Here is a 19,866-nt window from a genome sequence, read left to right as displayed (position 1 = left end):
CCCGACGACGAACGCTGACGACGAAGAACCGGAAAGAGGAGACATGGCGAACGAACAGATCGAAGCGGTCACGGCGGTCGGGAAGGGTGGCGAGCCGCACCAGGTCGCGGCGGAGGCCCTGACGACCTCCCAGGGGGCGCCGGTTCCCGACAATCAGAACTCGCTCCGGGCAGGGGTGCGCGGCCCGGCGTTGTTGGAGGACTTCGTCCTGCGGGACAAGATCTTCCGGTTCGACCACGAGCGCATCCCCGAGCGCGTGGTGCACGCGCGCGGCTACGGTGCGCACGGCGTCTTCGAATGCACGAGGTCGCTCAGCGGTGTCACGGTGGCCGACGTCTTCGGCGAGGTGGGACGGAAGACGGAGGTCTTCGTCCGCTTCTCGACCGTCGCCGGACGTGCGGGATCGTTCGACCTCGCCCGCGACGTCCGGGGATTCGCGGTGAAGTTCTACACCCGCGAGGGCAACTGGGACCTGGTGGGCAACAATATCCCCGTCTTCTTCATCCAGGATGCGATGAAGTTCCCCGATCTCGTGCACGCGGTCAAGGAGGACCCCGACCGGGCCTTCCCGCAGGCCCAATCGGCGCACGACACCTTCTGGGACTTCGTCTCCTGCCTGCCGGAGTCGACGCACATGACCCTCTGGCAGATGTCGGACCGCGCGATACCCCGTTCCTTCCGGTTCATGGAGGGCTTCGGCGTGCACACCTTCCGCTTCCTCGCGGAGGACGGGTCTTCGACGTACGTGAAGTTCCACTGGAAACCGGTACTCGGGTGCCAGTCGGTCGTCTGGGACGAGGCGGTGAAGATCAACGGGGCCGATCCGGACTTCCACCGCCGCGACCTGTGGAACGCCATCTCGGCCGGCGATCACCCGCAGTGGGACCTGGCGGTCCAGCTCTTCGATCAGGACACCGCCGATGCGCTGCCCTTCGACGTTCTCGATCCCACCAAGATCGTTCCCGAGGAGACGGTGCCGCTGCAGGTGGTGGGCCGGCTCACCCTGGATCGGACGGTGGACAACGACTTCGCGGAGACGGAGCAGGTGGCCTTCTGCACGCAGAACATCGTGCCCGGCATCGGATTCACCGACGATCCCCTGCTGCAGGGCCGGAACTTCTCCTACCTGGACACCCAGCTGTCCCGCCTCGGGAGCCCCAACTTCACCCAATTGCCCGTGAACCGTCCCCGATGCCCGATGGCCTTCTTCCACCAGGACGGGCACATGCAGCACGAGGTGCCCTCCGGCCCGATCAACTACGAGCCGAACTCGAGCGATCAGGGCGGTCCGCGGGAACGAGCGGGCGCGCAGGCGCTGACCACGTTCGCCGAGCCGGTGGAGGGGACGAAGACCCGTCTGCGCCCGGAGTCCTTCGCCGATCACTACAGCCAGGCGAAGATGTTCTGGGACAGCCAGACCCCTGTCGAACAGGACCACATCGTGGCCGCCTACGTCTTCGAGCTGAGCAAGGTGCTCGAACCCGCGATCCGGACGAGGATGGTGGCGAATCTGCGGAACGTCGATGATCAGCTCGCGACCCGGATCGCCGAGGGGCTGGGGCTTCCCCTGCCCGAGCCGTCACCCGCCGCGGTGCCGGTGCGCACCGACCTTCCGCCGTCCCCCGCCGTCAGCATCCTGCGCAACCAGCCCCGGACCTTCTCGGGGCGCATGCTCGGAATCCTGGTGACGGACGGTGTCGATAGATCCCTGGTGGACTCGCTCCGCCGGTTCGCTCAGGACGCCGGCGCCACGACGTCGATCGTCGCGCAGCGGGTGGGTGGCGTCGTCGCCGACGACGGTGAGCGGCTGGTCGCCGACGCGCAGCTGGCGGGCGCACCGTCCGTCCTGTTCGATGCCGTGGCGGTCCTGACGTCCGCGGCGGGCGCGGAGGAACTGGCCGCCGATCCGGCGGCGCAGGACTTCATCACCGACGCCTTCCATCACAGCAAGTTCCTGGGCCTCGGCGAGCACGGCGGGCCGCTGCTCGAGCAGACCGGGCTCGCCGAGAGCATCGATGACGGCTGCTTCCGCCTCGACGAGGACCGCGCCGCCGCGGATTTCGTCGCGGCCTGCGCGGACCTGCGGTACTGGCCCCGCACCGCAGTCGGCGGCGCGACCCCTCCGAAGGAGTGACTTTTCAGTGACCTCGAACCCCGACGATGATGCAGGCGACCTCGAGCCCGACACGGACGCGGCGAGCGTATCGGTCGACGCGGAGGCCCTCGACGAGGACCTGCTCGAGCGTGATCCCTGGGACACGGTGAACGATCCCCCGTCCGGGTGGGCGGAGAGCGATCGCCGGGGGATCACCGGGCCCGAGCAACGCGAGGGGCCGTCGCTCGACGAACGGTTGGCACAGGAGGAGCCGGACGAGGACGGCCCGTGATCGCGACTCCTGTCCCGTCCGAAGCCGGAGGGCCCGCGCGAACGCGGGCCCTCCGGCATCGGTGTGTGGTCGTTCGGGGTGGGCGCGGGCCGGGGTTTTCAGGAGGACTCCCGCCGTTCCACGCCGATCGCCTCGCGGAGCTGGCAGCGGACGGACTCCGACTGCAGGTCGCCGTCCAGTGCGGCCTCGATCAGGGCGTTGAGCTTCTGCTGCGTCGCGGCGTCCGCTCGGGTCGACTGGTTCTGCACCAGGGCGACGAGGAGGAACGTGATGATCGTCGTCGCGGTGTTGATGACCAGTTGCCACGTATCGACGTTGCGCAGGATCAGGATCGACGGTGCCCAGATCACCACCAGGAGTACGCAGAAGGTGAAGAACCAGGCGCGTGAGACCCACTGACCGGTGAGATCCGCGAAACGGTCGAAGATCGACACCTTCGAGGTGACCGAGCCGGGCAGAAGGGGCGGCCGGTGACTGCGCGTCTTCTCGCGGTCGGACGCCGAGGACGGCGGGGCCCCGTGGGGCCCCGCCGTCGCCGGTTCCTCGCGCGGAGTGCGCGTCACTGCCCGCCCGAGTGGCTGTTCTCGCCACCGCGGACCTTGGCCTCCTCCGGCTGCGCCTCGGCGCCCTTGCGGCCGGCCTCGTGCGGATCCGCGCCCTCCTTCGAGCCGAACTGGCCCGGGCTGGCTTCGCCGCCCTTGCGGGCCTGCTCCTCGGTGTCGGAACGATTACCGAACTGGCCGGGGTTGTTGGGGTCTGCCATGGTGCATTCCTCCTCATATGTTCCGTCAGAACGGGATTCGAGTGAATCCCTGATCACGGGATACCCGTGGCCGCGGGCTTCAAACGTCGGCCGCGGAAGTTCTTCACCGCTGTGTGGACGCTCGGTCCGCCACCGTGTCGTGCCCGCGATCGCGGGCGCAGTGCGCACAGCAGTACACGGTGGAATCGACCTGGACGCCGTGCCCGATGACTCGGCAGCCGCATCGCGCGCAGGTCGGTGCGAACGAGGTGATCGCGCACTCGAGGCTGTCGAAATGCCGGGTCGTTCCGCCGCGGATCATCGTGAACATGTCGTCGTATTCGTTGCCGCAGGTGTCGCACGTCGTCATCGCCGGCACCTAATCGACGGAGACGGCGGCGACGAGATCGCCCACCCGCTGATCGGGCAGTGCTCGGGCGACGTCCGCCTGGGCGATGATCCCGACGAGTTCGTGACCGTCGATGACCGGCACCCGGCGGACCTGATGCTCCGCCATCGTCGCCAGGAGCTCCGTCGTATCGTCATCCGCACCGATCGTGACGGCCTCGCCCTGCGCGAGTTCGCCGGCACGGACGCTCGCCGGATCGTGCCCGCGCGCGACCACCTTGGTCACGATGTCGCGGTCGGTGATCATCCCCTTCAGGCGGCCGTCCTCGCCGCAGATCGGGAGCGCACCGACGTGGAGTTCGCTCATCCGCCGGGCAGCGTCGGCCGCCGTATCCGTGCTGCCGATGCACTCGACGGACGGCTGCATGATGTCTCGTGCCCTTGTCATATCCGCTCTCCTTTCGTGCTCGGAGCCGTTGTGGCTCGCGGCACGGGGCTACCCCGCCGCATCGCGGGTCAAACGGTGCGGAGCCCGAGGCGGATATCGCGGTCAGCGCACTCGCTCGTGGACGGTGAGCAGGATGTGGTCCACGCGTTCCCGAGCGGTCCGGGAGAGCAGCGATTCCTGCGCCGAGAAGTCGTTGACGAACTGTGCGGCCAGCAGTCTCAGCTTGACGTTCGTCTCCTGCGATCGCCACCGCAGGATCTCGAAGGCGCGATCGGCGGAGACCCCGTAGACGAACATCAACACGCCCTTGGCCCGGTCGATGTCCTCCCGGGCGGCGATCACGTCCGGCATCGTCTCCGCGAGGGACTGGCGGACTTCCGATTCGACGGTCTCGGTGATGTCGATGTAGTAGCCCTCGGTGCCGATCACGGTGTGGTCCTCCGACAGCATGCGGTCGGCGATCACGATGATGTGGTGCACCCCGCCGGCGGTGTCGACGATGCGGTGGCGGCTACTGAACGGCTCCCCGGATTCCATCGTGCGGCGCACCTGCTCGCGGACCGTGGGCGCGTCGTCCGGGTGCTTGTGCGACATGATGAGGTCGGTCGTCGGAATGATCTCGCCCGGCGCGTAGCCGTGCATCGCGGCCACCTCGTCGGACCACTCCCACCGCTCGGTTTCGAAGAACAGGCGAAAACGGCCGAACAGCTGGGGAGTTCCACCGACGGCGTCCAGAGCCTCTCTATCGGGTGATTGCATGGGCACATCTTACGATGAGATTTTCTCTGGGCCAGTGTGATTCGAGGCGGTTCGCGATTCGAAAGACGCATCGGCGCGGGTGGGCTCGGAGCACCTCGCGGAGCCGCTACTGCAGGCGGAACCGCAATGTGGCGATCACGTCGTCGAGGGACTCGGTGAGCACGCGGACGCGGTCCGCGGGGCCGGGAGCGGCCAGTGCGCGATGACGGTCCGCGTCCGCGAGGGGCAGCGCGCGGGCGAGGTGGTAGCTGCGCTCCACCGGGTTCTCGGGCAGCGTGAGCTTCGGCCAGGCGCGCGGTCGCGCTCCTTCGGCGCGGGCGAGTCGCGCTGCGAGCCGCTCGATCTCGTCGCGCTTGCGCAGGAGCGGGATCAGGTCGACGCCGGCTGCACCTCGTCGGGCCAGGATTCGACCTCGGCGAGCGGGTGCGGATCGTCGGGGAGCCAGTGGGTGACCCGGATGCGCTCCGTGCCCCGACAGATGAGGGTGAACTCGCCGCTCATCTTCCGGACGTAGCGGTCGATCAGGGCCACGGTGCCGACGTCGGTGCGGGAATCGCCGCCGCCCACCTCGCTGCCGCGCTCGATCAGCACCACGCCGAAGCGCCCATCGGTCGCGAGGCAGCGTTCCACCATCTGCCGGTACCGGGGTTCGAAGACGCGCAGCGGCAACTCCTCGCCGGGCAGCAGTACTGCGCCGAGCGGGAACATCGGTAGGTCGGTCACCGCTACAGCATGCCCGGTGCCGACGGGTGGCTCACGATTTCGAGTTCTGCAGCGATACACGTGTCGCTGCGCACTCGTGGCCGCGTCGAACCCGACATCGTGAGCGCTATCGAGCGGCAGGGCGTTGCCGGAGGCGCTCCGGATCCCGTAGCCTGCCCCGCATGACGAATCGTGGAAGGGGCATCACGCCTCAGACCGCCTGATGGCCGAGCTGCGGGTCAAGTCCCGCTCCGAACTGCGCCGCGCACGGCGGCGCCAGGGCCACTCCTGTTGGGACCACCTGATCATCGCCCCGCTCTGGGCGCAGCACGGCGCGAATCTCGGAACTCTGCTGCGCACCTGCGACGCCGTCGGGGCGTGCATGGCGGTCCCGTCCCACGACTGGGTGCGCAGCGCATTGCGCAAGGGCAACACACTGCCCGGCCCCAGTTGCATCCACCGCGTCGGCAATCCGCAGAACTGGCTCGCGGGGCAACGTGAGCGCGGCTCGCACATCATCGGCGTGGAACTCGCCGAGGGGGCGACCCGACTCGGCGACCTGCCGCCCGCGCGGGGGCGCACCGTCATCGTGCTGGGCCACGAGTTCTCCGGTATTCCCAGCGACGTACTGCACCTGCTCGACGAGGCCGTCGAGATACCGATGATCGGGCGAGGCGCCAGTCTTAATGTGGCGGTCGCGGGTTCGCTCGTGCTGTATCGCCTCGCGGGACTCGCCTGAGTTCGTAGGGTCATGGGTATGACTGCTCAGCTCTGGCTCGACTCCATCGCCGCCGACGGCGCCCGCATCGCCGCCATCGACCCCGCCCACCTCGCGTTGCCCGTGCCGAGCTGCCCGGGCTGGACCGTGCACAACGGCATCGTCCACACCGGCGGCGCGCACCGCTGGGCCACCGCCTTCCTGCAGGCCGGCCCGGACTCGAAGGAGCGGTTCGTTCCGGACGTCGCCGACGCGCCGGACGGCGACGGTGTGCTGCAGTGGTACGCGGGTGTCAATGCGGCTCTGCTGGAGGAGCTCCGGCGGCACGCACCCGACGCGCCCGCGCGAGCATTCATCGGCCGCACCACCGCGCGGTTCTGGATGCGCCGCATGGCGCAGGAGGTGTCCATCCACCGCTGGGACCTGCAGAACGCGCTGCCCGACGGTGCCCAGCCCCTCACGGCGTGGACCGCGGCCGACGGCATCACCGAGCTGACGCAGATGCAGTTCCCGCTGATCGTCGGGAAGAAGGGCCTGTCCGAGGCGCTCGCCGGGAAGGTGCTCGCGATCGAGTCGACCGACACGGGCGACCGGTGGACCCTGCGCCTGCGTGCGGACGGCGTCGACGTGCTCGACGAGCCGGCGCCGGCGGATGTCGCGCTGCGCGGCGCCGCGTCGGACCTGGACCTGGTGCTGTGGCGCCGGGCCGAGCCGGGCACCGTCGAACTGAACGGTGATCGTGGGGTGCTCGACGGGCTGCTGGACGTCGTGATCATCTGACGGCGACACGCCGAACTGGCGCGATGGCACTAGGTGTTGCGCCTCCCGGACTTGTCAGCCCCAACGGGTAGTGTCATGGGCGTTGAAATCAAGCTCCGCGAAACTGAGGTGTCATGTCTGAAATCGCCGCTCACAGCCCCGCCGACGGAGCTCCGCTCAAGCTGGTCAGCCGGGTGTCGGCGATCAACTGGAACCGGGTGCAGGACGAGAAGGACGCCGAGGTCTGGGACCGGCTGACGGGCAACTTCTGGCTGCCCGAGAAGGTGCCGGTCAGCAACGACATCCCGTCCTGGGGCACGCTCACCGCGCACGAGAAGCAGCTCACGATGCGGGTCTTCACCGGCCTGACCCTGCTCGACACGATCCAGGGCACCGTCGGCGCGGTGTCGCTGATCCCCGACGCGCTCACCCCGCACGAGGAGGCGGTGTACACCAACATCGCGTTCATGGAGTCGGTGCACGCGAAGAGCTACAGCTCCATCTTCTCCACGCTGTGCAGCACGCGCGAGATCGACGACGCCTTCCGCTGGTCGGAGGAGAACGAGCACCTGCAGAGCAAGGCGCGGATCGTCATGGAGTACTACCGGGGTGACGATCCGCTCAAGCGCAAGGTCGCCTCGACGCTGCTCGAGTCCTTCCTCTTCTACAGCGGCTTCTACCTCCCGATGTACTGGTCGTCGCGGGCCAAGCTCACCAACACGGCGGACATGATCCGGCTGATCATCCGTGACGAGGCGGTGCACGGCTACTACATCGGCTACAAGTACCAGCGCGGCCTGGAGACGCTGACCGAGGCGCGTCGTCAGGAGCTCAAGGACTACACCTTCGAGCTGCTCTTCGAGCTGTACTCGAACGAGGAGGATTACACCGAGTCGCTGTACGACGAGGTCGGCCTCACCGAGGACGTCAAGAAGTTCCTGCGCTACAACGCCAACAAGGCGCTGATGAACCTGGGCTACGAGGCGATGTTCCCGAAGGACGCGACGGACGTGAACCCCGCGATCCTCTCCGCGCTCTCGCCGAACGCCGACGAGAACCACGACTTCTTCTCCGGTTCCGGCTCGTCGTACGTGATCGGCAAGGCCGTCAACACCGAGGACGAGGACTGGGACTTCTGACCCCGTTCGTCGCGAAGCAGCAGCCCACCATCGGTGCGCTGCTGCTTCATTTCGTCGCCGCCCCGATCTTCGCTGTCATCGGGCTCGCGGTGATCGGCTCGCCCGATTCCGAGACGCGCAGTCTCGTGCCGACACCGGTGATAGGGCTCGCCGCGTTCGTGCTCGGCGCCGGATCGTTCGTCTTCGGCATCGTCGCGCTGACCGTGCGTCGTACGGTTCTCGTCGTGGATGATCAGGGGATCCGTTCTCCGCGAAGTGGGTTCGACTTCGTCTGGTCCGGTGTGGACGCCGTGTACGTGGGCAGCTATCGGGGCGGCAGGTTCGGCCCTACGCTTCACGTGGTGGGTGTCGCGGGAATTCCGGTGAGGTCGGGCCAGAGGTTGCCGCTGACCGGGGGCAATGCGGCGATGATGGGCCTGCCGCCCACGGCCAGGCGACATCGGGTGACATGGCAGATCGGCACGCGCCCTCGGATCGACGACGCGATCCGAGCCATCCGCGCTGTATCGCCCGGGACACCGGTGTACGCGTGATGCGGGAGGAACGGGATTCCGGACCTGGAGTGATCAGGTGTGTGGCGATCGCCTGCCTGCGGTCCAAGGGGTTCGGGAGGTCGTGATCGGGGTCGCCTTCGCCCTCGCGTTCGGGGTTCCTCGTCACGCCGCGGCAGGTCGTCGGGAGCGGTTTCGCTGGTCGATGATTGGCAGCGGTACCACCTGGTCAAGGCCGTCTTCGCCTGCTGCTCGTGGCGTTGGCCCTGCATCTCGGACTTCGGGCGCTCGCATTGATCCCGACGGTCCTGCTCATCGCGAACATGCAGGGTGCTTGCTCGCCGCTGGCGTCTGCGTTCTCGCTCCTCGGCGGTCGAGTGTCGGAATCCGACGGTCCACTGGCGGAGTCGCTTTCGGTGATGCGCACCGAACTCCGAGCGACGCCGTCCGGGCCGGTGCAGGCGTTGGTCGACGACTTCGCCCGCTACCACCTGGCCGTGGTGGTCATGGCCGGCGGGGTGGTCACCGCCGCGAACGCTTCCACCGCACTTGACCCTGTCCGCGGGCTACTCGACTTCATCAGCAGTTCCTAGCGGTTTCGGCGGCGACATCCTGGGGGTTCCCGCGCCGAAACCGCAGGGAACTGGGACAGCAGCGGGAGAACGGGGGAGCGATGCTGGAGATCAGGCCGAACTGCGAGTGCTGCGGGCGCGACGTCGCGCTGGATTCGCGCGAGGTGTTCATCTGCACCTTCGAGTGCACGTGGTGCGGGGACTGCAACGACGAGAAGCTGCACGGAACCTGCCCCAACTGCGGAGGTGAACTCGTCCGGCGCCCCGTCCGGCCTGCGGCTCTGCTCGCCGCGCACCCCGCGTCGACGGTCCGCGTGGTCAGCGACTCCTGCGGTCGTGCCCCACGGGATTGAACACCGTTATGGAGAGGAAAACCGCAGGTCAGATACTCCATAACGGTGTTCAATCGGGGAGGGGGAGGTCGTCGCGGTCGGCCCACTCGACGAGGGTGTCGAGGGAGAAGGCCTCGTCGTCGATGGCGGCGTGCAGATCGCCCAGCTCGGCGAAGCGGGGTGGCAGCGTCGTGATGGTGAAGTCGTCGGGGTGCACGTCGGGGATCTCGTCCCAGGTCACCGGGGCCGAGGCGGTGGCGATCGGGGTGCCGCGCAGCGAGTAGGCGCAGGCGATGGTGTGGTCGCGGGCGTTCTGGTTGTAGTCGAGGAAGACCGCGGACGGGTCGCGATCCTTGCGCCACCACACCGTCGTCACGTCCGAGGGGGCCCGGCGTTCGACCTCCCGGGCGAAGGCGAGGGCGCACCGTCGGACCTCCGAGAAGGTCCAGCGGGGCTCGATCCGCACGTAGACGTGCAGGCCCGAACCGCCCGAGGTCTTGGGGAAACCGCGGATGCCCAACTCGTCCAGGACCTCCCGGACGACGCCCGCCACGGATTGCACGCGCTCCCAGGAGCAGTCGGGCATGGGGTCGAGGTCGATGCGCCACTCGTCGGGGTGATCGAGATCGCCGGCGCGGCAGTTCCACGGGTGGAACTCGACCGTGGACATCTGCGCCGCCCAGATCACGGAGCCGAGCTCGGTGACGACCACCTCGTCGGCCGTGCGGCCGAACCGGGGGAAGAAGATCTCGACGGTCTCCAGCCAGTCCGGCGCGCCGGCGGGGATCCGCTTCTGGTGCACCTTCGGCCCGTCCACGCCCTTCGGATACCGGTGCAGCATCGTCGGCCGGTCCCGCAGCGCCCGGACGATGCCCGGGCCCACGGCCTTGTAGTACCGGACCACGTCCAGCTTCGTCGCCCCGATCTCGGGGTAGTAGACGCGGTCCGGGCTGGAGACGCGCACGACGCGCTCGCCGACGGTGAGTTCGATCGGCGCGCCGTGCTCGGAGGAGGCCACGGCGACGACGTTACGCGCCCAGGATCCTGCTCAGCGGCCGCTTGCGCTTACCGGCCGGACGGCCGGTGATCACGCCGGCGACGACGTCCTCGGCGAACTTCTCGACCGTCTCCTGCGAGTCGGTCTTGTTGGTGCCGATGAAGCCGTTGGGGCCGCGCTTGATCCAGCCCGTGACGTACACGCCGGGCAGCGGCGCACCGTCGTCCCCGAGAACCCGGCCGGCCTCGTTCGGCAGCACTGCGCGGCGGTCGTCGAAGGGCAGGCCCGCGACCGGGACGCCGCGGTAACCGACGGAGGTGAGCACCATGCCGACGGGGAGGTCGATCGGCTCGCCGGTGACGGTGTGCTTCGCGTGCAGGACCAACCCGTCGCCGGTGGCCTCGATCGACTCGGGGGTGGTGAGGAAGCGCAGCCGGATGCGGCGCGGCGCGTCGGACTGGGTCTCCAGGGACTCGAGCAGCGACAGCTTGTGCCCGATCAGCTCGGAATCGCTGCCCGCCACGATCGTCTCGGCCACGTCGGGGTCGGGGTGCACGATGACGGTGCGCTCGTCGGCGAGGCCCAGTGCCTCGGGGAGCGTGAAGGCGGCGTGCTCGGGCCCACGGCGGGCGACGATGACGACCTCCTCGACCCGCGAATCCCGCAGCGCGGCGAGCGCGGCGGGGGAGATGGTCGTGCCTTCGAGTTCCTCGGGCTCGGCGGTGAGGATGCGCGCCGCGTCGAGCGCGACGTTGCCGTTGCCGATGATGACGATGCGGTCGTGCGTCAGGTCGACCGGGTCGCCCTTGTGCTCGGGGTGGCCGTTGTACCAGGCGACGAAGTCGGTGGCGCTGCGGACGTTCGGTAGGTCCTCGCCGGTGATGCCCAGCTTCTTGTCGGTGCTGGCGCCGACGGCGACGACGATCGCGTCGTGCCGCGTGCGCAGCTCCTCGAGGCTCACGTACTGACGCGGTCCGCTCGCTTCGCTCCCGGCGCCGGGGACGCCGACCTCGGTGTTCAGGTGGATCCGGAAGTTCGGGTCCGCGGCGACCTTGTCGAACAGGCCCGAGACCTTGCGGGTGCGGGTGTGATCCGGGGCGACGCCGAACCGGGCCAGGCCGTAGGGCGTCGAGAGCTTCTCGTAGACGTCGACGGTGACGCCCGGGTAGCGGAGCAGTTCGTCCGCCGCGTACATGGCCGCGGGGCCGCTGCCGATCAGGCCCACGCTGACGACGGTGCCGTGCGGGATCGGAAGGATCTTCGGGGGCACGGTGTGCGCCATCGGCGGGCGGCTGCGCTCCTGCGGGTTGGGCCCGCCGAGCGAGGAGTTCGCCGGGTCCGCCGCGGCGAGCGAGCGGTTGAGCTCGATGTAGACCTTGTGCTCCTCCGGCAGGCGGTGCGCCGGCCCGATCGCGTCGACGGGACACGCCGTCACGCAGGCGCCGCAGTCGACGCACGTCGTGGGATCCACGTACAGCATCTCCGCCGTCGCGAAGCCGGGCTCGTCGGGCGTGGGGTGGATGCAGTTGACGGGGCACGCGAAGGTGCAGGACGCGTCGCTACAGCAGGACTGGGTGATGACGTGGGGCATGAGGAATCTCCTCCGGTGGGAGCCGTGGCCGGGCCTGGACACGGGTCCGGCTCGGCGGGTGACCGCCGAGCCGGTTATCGGGGTGGTTCGAGACTACTGTGCGGCGTAGGACGGCTCGCTGCGGAATCGCGAGGTCCGTCCGTGAATGCCGAGGGCGCGCCACAGCAGGCGCGAGACCGGGTTCATCAGGTCGGTGCGCTCGGCCAGGAGCCGGACGTCGCCGAAGATCTCCTGGCGCATGGCCTTCGACTCGGGCGAGCGCCAGAAGATGTCCTTCTTCACCGACCGGGGGATCTCGAAGGTCTCCCAGAACTGCTTCGGCGGGACCATGATGGCGCCGAGCAGGACGCGCATCACCAGCGGCATCGCCAGCGAGAGCAGGAACCGGGGGATGGGGCCGCGGGTCGGGATCTTGTGCTCGAGCAGCTGATGCGCGAACGAGATGTGCCGGGCCTCCTCGGCCACGTGGATCTGCATGACCGCGGTCATCGCCGGGTGCTGGGTGTCCGCGGAGCGCAGGAACTGCTTCTGCAGGTGGTCGATCGGCTCCTCGCCGGCCAGCACGCCCATGTAGAAGATGTTCGGGAAGGTCGTCGCGGCGAGCGGGATGATCGGCGACAGGCGGCGGAACCACCACGCTCCGCCGGGGACATCCATACCGACGCGGTTGACGAACTCCTGGAACATCAGCGTGTGCTGGCACTCCTCCTTCGCCTCGTGCGTCGCGTACCGGAACTCGGGGGAGTTGTTCGGCTGCACCGCGGTGTACTGCATGATGCCGCGGATCAGGATCGACTCGAACTGCAGGCCGACCTTGGCGACGTTGGCCTGGCGCCACATGCCGATCTCGATCTGCTTGGCCAGCGGCTGCGCCTGGTACCAGGGGTGGCGGCCGATCGGGTCGAAGCGGGGGTTGCACACCCAGCGCGGGTCGTCGGGGACGATCGCCAGCTCCGGGTCGTCCCAGTCGATGTCGATGTACGGGTCGAAGTTCCGGTTGACCGAGGCCTCCGAGAGGTCGTGGAGGGTCTGCTCGTACTCGGCCTGACCGGGGAACGAGCGGCCACGCATGCGCGCCATATGCGTCATCCGGGGCATGTTCAGCAGGGCCATGATTGATCCTTTCCTGGCACTCTCCGTCGGCTCGTACTCGCTTCTCCGCGCGCCTTCTGTGGGAAATCCCACAGGCATCTGTGCTGGTAGAAGCCGTGTATGAGACTCAATCGTCCTCAGGCTATCACTTGCGACAAGCATGAATGAAGGGTCTGTCGGGAGGAATCCGTGAACAGGTGTGCACCGAGCGCTGGGCCTGCGGTTTTCCGACGTGGATGTGATGCTCGTCACGGCCGTCGGGCCGTGTCCTGGGTCGCGAGAACCGGTTCTTCCGGCAACCGGTTCCACGACGCGGCGCGACCCGGGCGGCGGGGCCGTCCGGGCCGAAGGAGGAGTGAAGTAGGTCGACGGGTGAGTAGGCCGACGGGCTAGGAGGAGGCCTTGATCGTGTTGCTCACGTCGTGCAGCACGATGCCGGCCGCGACGGGGCCGCCGGGGGAGAACCAGGCGGAGTCCTGTACCAGGAACTGCCGCTTCGCGACCACCGCGCGCAGGCTCTTCCACGGCTTCGACGTCATGACCGCCTGGCCGTGTTCCCTGCCCTTCTCGCCCTCGTAGCCGACGTAGATGAGGTCGCCCTCGGCGGCGGAGACGTCGCTGTCCGACATCTCCACGGGCTCGGCCTTGCGCTGCACCTCGGGGCGAGCGGCCCGCAGATCCGCGAGGACCTGGGCGGCGAGCGGCGCCGTGCCCTCGGCGAGGGACTTGCCGTCCGCGGTGAATCGCACCAGCGAGACGGTCGAGTGGACCGCGTCGATCTTGACGGACTTGTCCGCCGCGTCGCGCTGGTAGGCGTCGAGGACGGCGCGTGCCTCGGCCGGCATCCGCACGGCGTCGGCCAGGGCGAGGAAGCTGCGGCGCCAGTCCGCCGACGGTGCCGGGACCGTCACCGTCGCGCCCGCGCGGCGGTTCGCCTCGGCCGATTGCGCGGTGCCGACGGCCACGTCGGCGCGCATCCCGTCTGCGAGTTTCGGGACCTTCGCCAGGGTGCCGCCGAGGTAGGACGGGACGTCGCCGGCGACGGCCTTCACGCGGTTCTGCAGGCCGAGGGCGCACAGTCCGTCGAGGAGTGCGGGATCGGCCACGACGATGGCCGCCGGGGCCGGCCCGCCGGCCACGGGCGCGGCGCAGGCCTCGTCGGGCTTGCGGTCGAGACCGATGATGTTCGCCGAGGCGAGGCGGGTCGTGGTGGTGGCGATCGAGGCGAAGGGCTGCTGGATCGGTTCGGTGCCGCCGCACGCGGTGAGGAGCGTGCCCGCGACGGCGGTGAGCGCGATCGCGGCGCCCGTCCTGATAGTTCCGAGCCTGTTCACGACGACTGTCCTCACCTGTAGTTCCGGCCGTGCGCCACGGTAGCAGGAGCGGCCCTTCCGGCCGTCTCCGCGACGCGAGTACGACGCAGAGTAGGACCGCGGGGACAAGCGCGGGGGCGAGGGGCTACGCTTACCCCACGAGGGTGGTGTCCGCCGTGAGCGAACGCCACCCGAATGACCTGATTGAAGAGGCCGTAAGCCGGTACCGACAGCCGCGGTACCGATAGGCCCGGGGCAGGAGGATTTGTGACCGCGCAAGCGCATCGTCCGGCAGTCGAGGTGACCGCCGCACGTCCGTACCCGCAGCGGACCGGGCCCAAGGGGTCGTTCATCTACAAGCTGATCACGACGACCGATCACAAGACGCTGGGCATCATGTACATCGTCACGTGCTTCGCGTTCTTCCTCATCGGCGGTCTGATGGCGCTCCTGATGCGCGCCGAGCTGGCCAACCCGGGCCTGCAGTTCCTCTCCACCGAGCAGTTCAACCAGCTGTTCACGATGCACGGCACCGTCATGCTGCTGCTGTACGCGACGCCGATCGTCATCGGCTTCGCCAACTTCGTGCTGCCGCTGCAGATCGGCGCGCCCGACGTCGCCTTCCCGCGCCTGAACGCCTTCGGCTACTGGTTGTTCGTCTTCGGCGCGATCATGGTGATCAGCGGCTTCGTCACCCCCGGTGGCGCCGCCGACTTCGGCTGGACCGCGTACACCCCGCTGACCGACGCGCTGCACTCGCCCGGCCCCGGTGCCGACCTGTGGATCATGGGTCTCGGCGTGGGTGGTCTCGGCACCATCCTCGGCGCCGTCAACATGGTCACCACCGTGATCTGCATGCGCGCCCCCGGCATGACGATGTTCCGCATGCCGATCTTCACCTGGAACATCCTGGTGACCTCGCTGCTGATCCTGCTGGCCTTCCCGCTGCTGACCGCCGCCCTCATGGGCCTCGAGGTCGACCGCCAGTTCGGCGCCCACATCTACGACCCCGCCAACGGCGGCGTGATCCTGTGGCAGCACCTGTTCTGGTTCTTCGGCCACCCCGAGGTCTACATCATCGCGCTGCCCTTCTTCGGCATCGTCTCGGAGATCTTCCCCGTGTTCAGTCGCAAGCCGATCTTCGGCTACAGCGGCCTGGTCCTGGCCACGCTGGCCATCGCGGCGCTCTCCGTCGCGGTGTGGGCGCACCACATGTACGCCACCGGCGCGGTGCTGCTGCCCTTCTTCAGCTTCATGACCTTCCTGATCGCGGTGCCCACCGGCGTGAAGTTCTTCAACTGGATCCTCACCATGTGGAGAGGTCACATAACCTTCGAGTCGCCGATGCTGTTCTCGATCGGCTTCATCGTGACCTTCCTCTTCGGAGGCCTGACCGGCGTGCTCCTCGCCTCGCCGCCCATCGACTTCCACGTCTCCGACACCTACTTCGTGGTCGCGCACTTCCACTACGTGCTCTTCGGCACCATCGTCTTCGCCACCTACGCGGGCATCTACTTCTGGTTCCCCAAGATGACGGGTCGCATGCTCGACGAGGGTCTCGGCCGCTGGCACTTCTGGCTCACCTTCATCGGCTTCCACATGACCTTCCTGGTCCAGCACTGGGTCGGTGCCGAGGGCATGCCGCGTCGCTACGCCGACTATCTCGACACGGACGGCTTCACCACGCTGAACCAGATCTCGACGGTCGGCGCGTTCATCCTGGGCGCCTCGACGCTGCCCTTCGTGTGGAACGTCTTCAAGAGCTACCGCTACGGCGAGGTCGTCACCGTCGACGATCCGTGGGGCTTCGGCAACAGCCTCGAGTGGGCCACCAGCTGCCCGCCCCCGCGGCACAATTTCACCGAGCTGCCGCGCATCCGCTCCGAGCGTCCCGCGTTCGAGCTGCACTACCCGCATATGGTCGAGCGCATGCGCACCGAGGCCCACTCGGGTCCCGGCGTGGGTGACAAGCACTCGCAGGAGCGCGGCGACGTCTGATCGCCCGGACCGCACGACGAACGGCGTCTCCCCACTCGGGAGGCGCCGTTCGGCGTTCCCGGGCGGCGACTACGATTTCCCCGTGCACGATGCGACCTCGGACCCCACGATCCTCATCACTGTGACCGGCAGCGACAAGCCCGGCGTCAGCTCCGTCCTGTTCGGAGTCCTCGCCCGGAACGAGGTCAGCGTCCTCGACGTGGAGCAGACCGTCATCCGGGGGCGCCTCACCCTGGGCGTGCTCGCCGCGGTGCACGGCGACCCCGAGCACGTGCAGGAGCTGGTCGAACAGGCGATGGCCACCGTCCGGATGGACGTCGCGGTGGAGATCACGGCGGAGCAGCCGCCCCGTCCGCCCGTGCCGACGCACGCCGTCGTGCTCCTGGGCGCTCCCGTGAGCGCCCGCTCCCTCTCCGCGCTCACCACCGCGCTCGCCGCCCGCGACGTCAACATCGAGTCGATCGCCGGCCTGGCCGACTATCCGGTGACCGCCCTGGAGCTGAGGGTGACGGTGCCGGAGGGGGCCGACGAGGCCGCGTTCCGGGCCGGGCTCGCGATCGTCGCCAAGGAACAGGGCGTCGACATCGCCACCTCACGCGCCGGCATCGCGCGGCGTTCCAAGCGGCTCATCTGCTTCGACGTGGACTCCACCCTCGTGCAGGGCGAGGTCATCGAGATGCTGGCCGCGCGCGCCGGCAAGGAGGCGGAGGTCGCGGCGGTCACCGAGGCCGCGATGCGCGGCGAGCTCGACTTCGAGCAGTCGCTGCACGCCCGCGTGCGCAATCTCGCCGGCCTGCCCGCGTCCGTCATCGACGACGTGGCCGCCGGCCTCCGGCTGACCCCCGGGGCGCGCACCACGATCCGCACCCTCAAGCGCCTCGGCTACCGCTGCGGTGTCGTCTCCGGCGGCTTCACCGCCGTCATCGAGCCGCTCGCGCAGGACCTCGAACTCGACTTCGTCCGCGCCAACACCCTCGAGGTGGTCGACGGGGTGCTCACCGGCCGGGTGGTCGGTGAGGTCGTCGACCGGCCCGGCAAGGCCCGCGCCCTCCAGGAGTTCGCCGAGACCTTCGGCGTCCCGGTCGAGGAGACCGTGGCCGTCGGGGACGGCGCCAACGACATCGACATGCTGTCCGCGGCGGGGCTCGGCGTGGCCTTCAACGCCAAGCCCGCGCTGCGCGAGGTCGCCGACGCCGCCCTCTCGCACCCCTATCTCGACGCGGTGCTCTTCGTGCTGGGCGTGACCCGTGACGAGATCGAGGCGGCGGACGCCGTCGACGGCCAGCTCCGCCGGGTCCCGATCGAGAGCTGAGCCTGATCGAGTCCTGAGCCCCGTCAGGCCTGCTGGAAGGCCAGCACCGTCGGGCCCGCGACGGTGACGGACGCGCCCGACGGGTAGACGGTGCGCTCCGCCGGGACGCCCGCGGGGAGCGTGGTGTCGACGATGAGCTCCCAGTCGTGCGTGCACGACTCGGGCCCGCCGAGCACGACCGACGCCTCGCCGCCGGCGTGCCAGATGATCAGCGCGTTCTTCTCCGCGGCCGCGCCGTCGCGGCCGGGGGCGCGGACGTCGGAACCGTCGACCCAGGCCTGCAGGGTGCGGACCTCCGGCGACTGCCACGCCTCGCCGGGCATCTCGGCACCGTCGGCGCCGAACCACGCGAGATCGGGCTCCCCGTCCCTGGTCGAGCGGCCCTCGAAGAACTCGTTCTGCCGGAGCACCGGTGCCGCCCGGCGGACGGCCGCCACCCGGGCGACGAAGGCGATCAGGTCGGCGTCGGCCGACTCCCAGTCCACGGCGAAGGCCTCGGCCGCGGGCGTTCCCTCCGGCACGCAGTAGGCGTTGTTGTTGCCGTACTGGGTGTGCCCCAGCTCGTCGCCGCCGAGCATCATCGGGGTGCCCGTGGACAGCAGCAGCGTCGCGAGCAGCGCCCGGACGTGCGCGGCGCGCGCCGCGAGGATCGCCGGATCGTTGGTACCGCCCTCGAAACCGTGGTTGACGGAGTGGTTGTTGTCGGTGCCGTCGCGGTTGTTCTCACCGTTGGCCTCGTTGTGCTTGCGCTCGTAACTGACCAGGTCGCGGGCGGTGAAGCCGTCGTGCGCGGTGATGAAGTTGATCGACGAGAAGGGCGTGCGGCCCTGCGCGCCGAAGAGGTCCTGGCTGCCGGACACGCGCGAGGCGAGCGCGCCCACGGTCGAGCCGCCCGCGAAGAAGTCGCGGACCGTATCGCGGTAGCGGTCGTTCCACTCCGCCCAGACCGGCGGGAAACCGCCCACCTGGTAGCCCTCGCCGGTGGCGTCCCAGGGCTCGGCGATGAGCTTGCGGGTCGAGAGCACCGGGTCCGTGGCGATCGCCGTCAGGAGGGGAGCGCGGCGGTCGAACGGGATCACCGGGCCCTGCGGGCCCGTGCCGGAGCGGCCGCGGCCGAGAACGCTCGCCAGATCGAACCGGAAGCCGTCGACGCCGAGCTCGCCGGCGAAGTAGCGGAGGCTGTCGAGCACCATCCGCACCGCCGCGGGGGACGCGGAGTCCACCGTGTTGCCGCAGCCCGTGTAGTCCAGGTCGTCGCCGTTCTCCAGGAGGTAGTAGCCCGGCGCGTCGAGGCCGCGCCAGGACAGCGACGGTCCCGCCACCGACTCCTCGGCGGTGTGGTTGTAGACCACGTCCATCAGGACTTCGAGACCCGAGGAGTGCAGCGCGGAGACCATCTCCGCGAACTCCTCGATCTCGTGGCCCGGGCGGGCCGCGTACCGCGGGTCCGGGGCGAAATAGGCCCCCGTCGAATAGCCCCAGTGGTTGCGCATGCCGCGGCCGCGCACGCCCGGCTCGGTCAGGCAGGCCTGCACCGGCAGCAGTTCGACCGCGGTGACGCCGACGCGGCGCAGGTGCTCGATCACGGCGGGTTGCGCCAGCCCCAGGTAGGTGCCGCGCAGTTCCTCGGGGACGCCGGGATGGCGCGCGGTGTAGGAGCCGACGTGCACCTCGCAGATCACCGTCCGCTCCCAGGGCACACCCGGCCCCGGCTCCGGGGCCGGGGGAGCGCCCGTGACCACGCACAGGGGGATGTCGGAGAGCGAGTCGACGTCCGACGGTCCGCCGTCCTCCCCGTAGGGCAGGAGCGCGGTGCCGTCGCCCAGCGCACCGTCGATCCGGCGGGCGTACGGGTCGATGAGGGCCTTGTTCTCGTTGAAGCGCAGTCCCCGCTCGGGCGCCCACGGTCCGGCCGCCCGCAGGCAGTACCGCGTTCCTTCGCCGATCCCCTCCACGAAGCCGTGGTGCACCCCGGCGGTCTGTGCCGGTAACCGCAGGCGCTGCTCGCGGCGGGCCCCGGAGTCGTCCGCGTCGACGAGGCAGACCCAGACGGCGGTGGCCTGGGGCGCGTGCACGGCGAAGTTCACGCCGCCGGGCTGTGGGACGGCGCCGAGGGGATGGGCGGAGCCGGGGGTGAGGGAGCGATGGGCTGTGGACACGGGGACC

Annotated in this window: 22 protein-coding genes; 10 read left to right on the top strand and 12 right to left on the bottom strand. The window is 69.3% G+C overall.

What is annotated here, in order from left to right:
• Positions 1-43: 43 nt before the first annotated feature.
• On the top strand, positions 44-2,134 hold the full coding sequence (locus AC21LY_RS14700) for a catalase (RefSeq protein WP_489047253.1): 2,091 nt from the start codon (positions 44-46) through the stop codon (positions 2,132-2,134).
• A gap of 7 nt (positions 2,135-2,141) precedes the next feature.
• Entirely contained in the window at positions 2,142-2,387 is a 246-nt protein-coding gene (locus AC21LY_RS14695; RefSeq protein WP_489047252.1) for a hypothetical protein, read from the top strand.
• Positions 2,388-2,485: 98 nt separating this feature from the next.
• Here AC21LY_RS14695 and AC21LY_RS14690 read toward each other — a convergent pair whose 3' ends face one another.
• From AC21LY_RS14690 to AC21LY_RS14660, 7 genes are all read right to left on the bottom strand, one after another.
• Positions 2,486-2,845: a low affinity iron permease family protein gene (locus AC21LY_RS14690; RefSeq protein WP_489047526.1), complete on the bottom strand. Its 360-nt coding sequence runs from the start codon at positions 2,843-2,845 to the stop codon at positions 2,486-2,488.
• A 101-nt stretch (positions 2,846-2,946) separates the two neighbouring features.
• Positions 2,947-3,150, bottom strand: coding sequence for a hypothetical protein (locus AC21LY_RS14685; protein ID WP_489047251.1), 204 nt, complete (start codon positions 3,148-3,150; stop codon positions 2,947-2,949).
• 103 nt (positions 3,151-3,253) lie between these two features.
• Entirely contained in the window at positions 3,254-3,499 is a 246-nt protein-coding gene (locus AC21LY_RS14680; protein WP_489047250.1) for a hypothetical protein, read from the bottom strand.
• A gap of 9 nt (positions 3,500-3,508) precedes the next feature.
• Positions 3,509-3,925: a CBS domain-containing protein gene (locus AC21LY_RS14675; protein ID WP_489047249.1), complete on the bottom strand. Its 417-nt coding sequence runs from the start codon at positions 3,923-3,925 to the stop codon at positions 3,509-3,511.
• A gap of 102 nt (positions 3,926-4,027) precedes the next feature.
• The gene (locus tag AC21LY_RS14670) at positions 4,028-4,684 is read right to left on the bottom strand and encodes a PAS and ANTAR domain-containing protein (RefSeq protein ID WP_489047247.1); all 657 of its coding nucleotides are present in this window, start codon (positions 4,682-4,684) and stop codon (positions 4,028-4,030) included.
• Between the two features lie 106 nt (positions 4,685-4,790).
• On the bottom strand, positions 4,791-4,943 hold the full coding sequence (locus AC21LY_RS14665; RefSeq protein WP_489047246.1) for a hypothetical protein: 153 nt from the start codon (positions 4,941-4,943) through the stop codon (positions 4,791-4,793).
• Between the two features lie 110 nt (positions 4,944-5,053).
• Positions 5,054-5,407, bottom strand: coding sequence for an LON peptidase substrate-binding domain-containing protein (locus tag AC21LY_RS14660; RefSeq protein WP_489047245.1), 354 nt, complete (start codon positions 5,405-5,407; stop codon positions 5,054-5,056).
• Between the two features lie 202 nt (positions 5,408-5,609).
• Between AC21LY_RS14660 and AC21LY_RS14655 the strand changes: the two genes are divergently transcribed.
• The 6 genes from AC21LY_RS14655 (at position 5,610) to AC21LY_RS14630 (ending at position 9,418) form a co-directional block, all read left to right on the top strand.
• Complete coding sequence (locus AC21LY_RS14655) at positions 5,610-6,125, top strand: TrmH family RNA methyltransferase (protein WP_489047244.1); 516 nt, start codon at positions 5,610-5,612, stop codon at positions 6,123-6,125.
• Between the two features lie 18 nt (positions 6,126-6,143).
• Positions 6,144-6,884, top strand: coding sequence for a maleylpyruvate isomerase family mycothiol-dependent enzyme (locus AC21LY_RS14650; RefSeq protein WP_489047243.1), 741 nt, complete (start codon positions 6,144-6,146; stop codon positions 6,882-6,884).
• 113 nt (positions 6,885-6,997) lie between these two features.
• Positions 6,998-8,002 (top strand): class 1b ribonucleoside-diphosphate reductase subunit beta, encoded by a 1,005-nt coding sequence (gene nrdF / locus AC21LY_RS14645; RefSeq protein ID WP_489047242.1) that lies wholly within the window; start codon positions 6,998-7,000, stop codon positions 8,000-8,002.
• Positions 8,003-8,091: 89 nt separating this feature from the next.
• Complete coding sequence (locus tag AC21LY_RS14640) at positions 8,092-8,535, top strand: hypothetical protein (RefSeq protein WP_489047241.1); 444 nt, start codon at positions 8,092-8,094, stop codon at positions 8,533-8,535.
• Between the two features lie 212 nt (positions 8,536-8,747).
• Positions 8,748-9,086 (top strand): hypothetical protein, encoded by a 339-nt coding sequence (locus AC21LY_RS14635; protein WP_489047240.1) that lies wholly within the window; start codon positions 8,748-8,750, stop codon positions 9,084-9,086.
• Positions 9,087-9,166: 80 nt separating this feature from the next.
• The gene (locus tag AC21LY_RS14630; protein WP_489047239.1) at positions 9,167-9,418 is read left to right on the top strand and encodes a DUF1272 domain-containing protein; all 252 of its coding nucleotides are present in this window, start codon (positions 9,167-9,169) and stop codon (positions 9,416-9,418) included.
• Between the two features lie 49 nt (positions 9,419-9,467).
• On the opposite strand, the gene ligD is transcribed toward AC21LY_RS14630, so the two are convergent.
• From ligD to AC21LY_RS14610, 4 genes are all read right to left on the bottom strand, one after another.
• Positions 9,468-10,415 carry a non-homologous end-joining DNA ligase gene (ligD, locus tag AC21LY_RS14625; RefSeq protein WP_489047238.1) on the bottom strand — a complete coding sequence of 316 codons (948 nt, stop codon included), beginning with the start codon at positions 10,413-10,415 and terminating at the stop codon, positions 9,468-9,470.
• A 10-nt stretch (positions 10,416-10,425) separates the two neighbouring features.
• Positions 10,426-11,985, bottom strand: a complete 1,560-nt coding sequence (locus AC21LY_RS14620; protein ID WP_489047237.1) for an FAD-dependent oxidoreductase — start codon at positions 11,983-11,985, stop codon at positions 10,426-10,428.
• A 93-nt stretch (positions 11,986-12,078) separates the two neighbouring features.
• Entirely contained in the window at positions 12,079-13,074 is a 996-nt protein-coding gene (locus AC21LY_RS14615; RefSeq protein WP_489047524.1) for an AurF N-oxygenase family protein, read from the bottom strand.
• A gap of 392 nt (positions 13,075-13,466) precedes the next feature.
• A complete protein-coding gene (locus tag AC21LY_RS14610; RefSeq protein ID WP_489047236.1) occupies positions 13,467-14,411 on the bottom strand; it encodes a TroA family protein in 945 nt (314 codons plus the stop codon).
• Between the two features lie 246 nt (positions 14,412-14,657).
• Here AC21LY_RS14610 and ctaD point away from each other — a divergent pair, with 246 nt between their 5' ends.
• Positions 14,658-16,388 (top strand): aa3-type cytochrome oxidase subunit I, encoded by a 1,731-nt coding sequence (gene ctaD, locus AC21LY_RS14605; RefSeq protein WP_489047235.1) that lies wholly within the window; start codon positions 14,658-14,660, stop codon positions 16,386-16,388.
• Between the two features lie 82 nt (positions 16,389-16,470).
• Positions 16,471-17,700, top strand: coding sequence for a phosphoserine phosphatase SerB (gene serB / locus AC21LY_RS14600; protein WP_489047234.1), 1,230 nt, complete (start codon positions 16,471-16,473; stop codon positions 17,698-17,700).
• A gap of 23 nt (positions 17,701-17,723) precedes the next feature.
• Here serB and glgX read toward each other — a convergent pair whose 3' ends face one another.
• Positions 17,724-19,859: a glycogen debranching protein GlgX gene (gene glgX / locus AC21LY_RS14595; RefSeq protein WP_489047233.1), complete on the bottom strand. Its 2,136-nt coding sequence runs from the start codon at positions 19,857-19,859 to the stop codon at positions 17,724-17,726.
• Between the last annotated feature and the right edge of the window lie 7 nt (positions 19,860-19,866).

Source organism: Tsukamurella sp. II2bb, assembly GCF_057815145.1.
This window is presented reverse-complemented; position numbering and strand designations above follow the sequence as displayed.

Excerpts from the sequence above, each read along its gene's own strand:
- AC21LY_RS14700 (WP_489047253.1), top strand. The coding sequence starts at position 44 with ATGGCGAACGAACAGATCGAAGCGGTCACGGCGGTCGGGAAGGGTGGC.
- AC21LY_RS14685 (WP_489047251.1), bottom strand. The coding sequence starts at position 3,150 with ATGGCAGACCCCAACAACCCCGGCCAGTTCGGTAATCGTTCCGACACC.
- AC21LY_RS14680 (WP_489047250.1), bottom strand. The coding sequence starts at position 3,499 with ATGACGACGTGCGACACCTGCGGCAACGAATACGACGACATGTTCACG.
- AC21LY_RS14675 (WP_489047249.1), bottom strand. The coding sequence starts at position 3,925 with ATGACAAGGGCACGAGACATCATGCAGCCGTCCGTCGAGTGCATCGGC.
- AC21LY_RS14670 (WP_489047247.1), bottom strand. The coding sequence starts at position 4,684 with ATGCAATCACCCGATAGAGAGGCTCTGGACGCCGTCGGTGGAACTCCC.
- AC21LY_RS14655 (WP_489047244.1), top strand. The coding sequence starts at position 5,610 with ATGGCCGAGCTGCGGGTCAAGTCCCGCTCCGAACTGCGCCGCGCACGG.
- AC21LY_RS14650 (WP_489047243.1), top strand. The coding sequence starts at position 6,144 with ATGACTGCTCAGCTCTGGCTCGACTCCATCGCCGCCGACGGCGCCCGC.
- nrdF (WP_489047242.1), top strand. The coding sequence starts at position 6,998 with ATGTCTGAAATCGCCGCTCACAGCCCCGCCGACGGAGCTCCGCTCAAG.
- AC21LY_RS14630 (WP_489047239.1), top strand. The coding sequence starts at position 9,167 with ATGCTGGAGATCAGGCCGAACTGCGAGTGCTGCGGGCGCGACGTCGCG.
- AC21LY_RS14620 (WP_489047237.1), bottom strand. The coding sequence starts at position 11,985 with ATGCCCCACGTCATCACCCAGTCCTGCTGTAGCGACGCGTCCTGCACC.
- AC21LY_RS14615 (WP_489047524.1), bottom strand. The coding sequence starts at position 13,074 with ATGACGCATATGGCGCGCATGCGTGGCCGCTCGTTCCCCGGTCAGGCC.